This window comes from Promicromonospora kroppenstedtii DSM 19349, assembly GCF_000515355.1.
Taxonomy (GTDB): domain Bacteria; phylum Actinomycetota; class Actinomycetes; order Actinomycetales; family Cellulomonadaceae; genus Promicromonospora; species Promicromonospora kroppenstedtii.
This window is the reverse complement of the sequence record NZ_KI911686.1, coordinates 45,014-48,694: the sequence shown is the minus strand read 5'-3', so window position 1 is coordinate 48,694 and position 3,681 is coordinate 45,014. Positions and strand designations below refer to the sequence as shown.

2 protein-coding genes are annotated in these 3,681 nt (G+C 70.7%); one reads left to right on the top strand and one right to left on the bottom strand.

The window, feature by feature from the left end:
* Positions 1–47: 47 nt before the first annotated feature.
* Positions 48–2,585 (bottom strand): penicillin acylase family protein, encoded by a 2,538-nt coding sequence (locus tag PROKR_RS14820; RefSeq protein ID WP_051433019.1) that lies wholly within the window; start codon positions 2,583–2,585, stop codon positions 48–50.
* Between the two features lie 320 nt (positions 2,586–2,905).
* Here PROKR_RS14820 and PROKR_RS14815 point away from each other — a divergent pair, with 320 nt between their 5' ends.
* Positions 2,906–3,247 carry an FmdB family zinc ribbon protein gene (locus PROKR_RS14815; RefSeq protein WP_036964637.1) on the top strand — a complete coding sequence of 114 codons (342 nt, stop codon included), beginning with the start codon at positions 2,906–2,908 and terminating at the stop codon, positions 3,245–3,247.
* The last annotated feature ends 434 nt before the right edge of the window (positions 3,248–3,681 follow it).

Sequence of the window (3,681 nt, the reverse complement as noted above, 5' to 3'; positions counted from 1 at the left end):
GACCGACGGGGCGGCGTGACCGACGGGGCGGCGTGACCGGCGGCGCCCTAAGGCGTCAGGATCTGCTCGTCCTCGGCGGCTCCTTCGACGGCGTCCGCGGTGAACGGCCAGGGGAACGTCTCCCCCGCCGCCCAGGCGCCGAGCTGGTCGTCGTAGTGCGGCGATCCCGGGTGCGCCGACGCGCCGGTCACGACCACCCAGGTGGAGGCGTCCAGGTCGGCGAGGTCCACGACCATGCGCATCGACGGGCCGCTCGTCACGTCGAAGCTACCGCTGGCGGCGTCGAAGGAGGTGGCGTTCACGATCGACGACCCACCGCCGACCTTGACCGGCGCCGGGTTCATGTAGGCCGAGATCGGGGCCGGGATGCCGGGGCCGCCGAGCACCAGGTGCTCCAGCCGGAGCTGGTGCAGCGTGCCCCACTCCCAGTCGCTCGTGTCCTTACCGATCTCGACGGTGAGGTCCTGGCGGGCGCTGACCAGCGCCTGCGTCAGCACCTCGTCCCTGCTCTCGACGACGGACACCGTGGACTGGTCGTCCCAGAAGGGGTTCTCCGGGTCGCCGAGCATGCCCTGGATGACGGCGAGCCAGCGGCTGCCGCCGTCTGGCCACATCGCCTCGGGCAGCTCGTCGTGGAACGTGATCCGCAGCAGGTTGCGCCACACGGCCGCGAAGTAGGCGGCGGCCGCGGAGTCGGCGTCCATGGACCTGTCCCAGTCGGCCAGGAGAGCCTGGCCGTCCGAGTCGTAGCCTGCGGGGAGATCCACCTCGACCAGCACGGGCACCAAGAGGTCGGCGAACACGCTCCACTGGTCCATCTGGAACTCGGACATGTCGGCGGCGGTCAGCTTGCGGCCCTCCGCGATGCGGTCGCTGATCAGAGTACGGATGCGCTCCGACCGGTAGCCGTAGTCCCAGTCGCGGCTGAGGTACGGTCCGTCGCCACCCGGCAGCACGGCCTGGTTCGCGGCGACGATGAAGCCCTCCTTCGGGTCCACCACGCCGGGCATCTGTGCCGGGTCCACGTAGCCGGTCCAGTCGTAGCGGGCATCCCAGCCGGGTCGCGGCCAGGTGCCGTCCGACTCGACCGCGCCCGGCACGCTGGCGCGCACCGGGATCTTGCCCGGCGCCTGGTAGCCGATGTGCCCGTCGGTCGTCGCGTACACGATGTTCTGCGCGGGCACCTCGAACTTCGCTGCCGCCGCCTTCATGTCCGCGGGCGTCTTGGCGCGGTTCATCTCGAACACGGCGTCGGCGGTGTGGCCCGGCTGGAGCGCGGTCCACTGGAGCGCGATCTCGTACTGGGGGCGTTGCTCGGGGCCGATCTCGGTGGGCGCGTCGCGCACGGCGTCCATCTGCGTCTCGTCCATGACGGACGAGATGATCGGGCCGTGCACGGTCCGCCGGACCTCCAGGTCGACGGAGCTACCGCCGTCGACCCTGATCACCTCGGTCTCCGACTCCATCGGGACCCATTTGTTCGTGCCCCGCATGTACGTGTCGTTACGGACCCGCTCGATGAAGAAGTCGGTGACGTCGGCGCCCATGTTGGTCAGGCCCCAGGAGATGTCGGCGTTGTGGCCGATGATCACGCCGGGGAAGCCGGAGAACGAGAACCCGGCCACGTCGTACGGGCACTCCGGGCCCACCTGGTTGCAGTGCAGACCGATCTGCGCCCAGATACCGGGGGCCGCGAGGGCGAGGTGCGGGTCGTTGGCCAGCAGCGGCTTGCCCGACTTCGTGTACTGCCCCGAGACCACCCACGAGTTGGAGCCGGTGCCCTCACCACGCGCGATCTGCACGGGCACGGCGTCGAGCGCCTTCTGCGCCGACTCGAGGGCGTCGGCCAGGTGCGGGCTCTGGTAGACCTCCTGAGTGGCCGACGCCGTCTCGGTGCCGGCCGGGGCCGTCGACTGGGCGCCCGCCTCGGCGGCGTCGAGGATCGGCGCGTTGCCCGTGCCGGAGTAGGCCGGGAACAGCTCGGCCACGCGCGACGCGTCGCCCAGCCTGCTGTAGGCAAGCGCACGGTCGAGCTCGTCGTCGTAGTTGCCGCGCAGGTCCCAGGCCATCGCCTTGAGCCACGCCAGCGAGTCGATCGGGCCCCACGGCTCGGGGTCGTTCACCTCGACGCTGACGTCGAGCACCGTGTACTCCACGGCGGTCTCGCCGGGGCTGCGGTCCGCGAGGTAGGCGTTGACGCCGTCCGCGTAGGCCTGGAGGTACTGCCGGGTCGTGTCGTCGAGGATGTTGAACTCCTCCTCGGCGACGTGCCGCCAGCCGAAGGTGCGCGTGACCATGTCGGCCTGGATCGCGTCCTCGTTGTTGCCGACGAGCTCGGCCAGGCGGCCCGCCGTCACGTGGCGGCGGTAGTCCATCTCGAAGAAGCGGTCCTGCGCGTGCACGTAGCCCTGCGCACGGAACAGGTCCTCGGCGGTGTCGGCGTAGATCTGCGGCACGCCCTGGGCGTCACGGCTCACGCGCACGTCCGAGCCCAGGCCCTCGACCTGGACCGACCCGGAGTACTCCGGCAGCGGACGGCGCCCGGTGAGCCATCCGAAGGTCGTCACGGCGACCAGCGCCAGCACGACGACGACGGCTGTACCGACCAGGAACTGGCGGACGCGGGTGGTGCGAGTCCGACGGCGCTTGGCAGGCCGTGCACCGGCGGAGGGGACTTTTTCGACGGGCTCTACTGGCTCGGCGGGAGTGGTCGCGGACACGCAGTGGAGACTACCGTCCGCCCCAGGGCTTGGGTGAACGCGCAGGCGTGAACAGCCTCGGGAGATCCTGGGACTATCACCCGCCGCTCGACCGTTACTATTGGCACTCGGAAACCCCGAGTGCCAGGCCCCGGCCCTGTGAGCGTGCGACGCCCCGGCCGTCCTGACGTCCCAGAGGAGTGCACGTGCCCACCTATGCGTACCGGTGTGCCGACTGCGGCCACGCGTTCGACATCCACCAGGAGTTCACCGACGAGTCGCTGACCGTCTGCCCGGAGTGCCAGGGCAAGCTGCGCAAGGTGTTCAGCTCGGTGGGCGTCACGTTCAAGGGGTCGGGCTTCTACCGCACCGACTCGCGCAGCACCTCGACGAGCAGCACGGTGAAGGCCGCGACGTCGGAGTCGTCCTCGTCCTCGTCCTCCTCGTCGAGCGACTCCGGGTCGTCCTCGTCGAGCTCCTCCAGCTCGAAGAGCTCCTCGGGGTCGGCGTCCAGCGGGTCCAGTCCGTCGAAGGCTGCGTCGTCCTGACCTGATCCGCCTCCTGGCCTGCCCCTGAGGGGCTGACCTTCCGGGGCTCGGCACTTTGCATCGAGGTCGGCACAGGCCTGTGCCGACCTCGATGCAAACTGCCGAGCACTCGGGCAAGGTGCCTCCCTCACGCCGGCGGTCCGACTCCCGCGCTGCTGCCGGGTTGAGGGCGACCTGCCGCATCCTGCCCGACGTAAGTCGTGCCGCGCGCGGACCGGCACACCTCACGTGACCGTAGTCATTCGAGCGCGACCACAGGCGGCGTTTTCCCGCCTTCATGCACAGGTTGCCCGACGGCGGCCCCGTGCCCCCGGACCCGCTGCCTACCGTCGGGGGCATGGGACTTCTCGACACGCTCGTCGCGCCGGCCGCGCGACACGAGGCACCGCGCGGCACGGGCTCGCGCACGCCGTGGGGGCGGGCGGAGCCGCCCG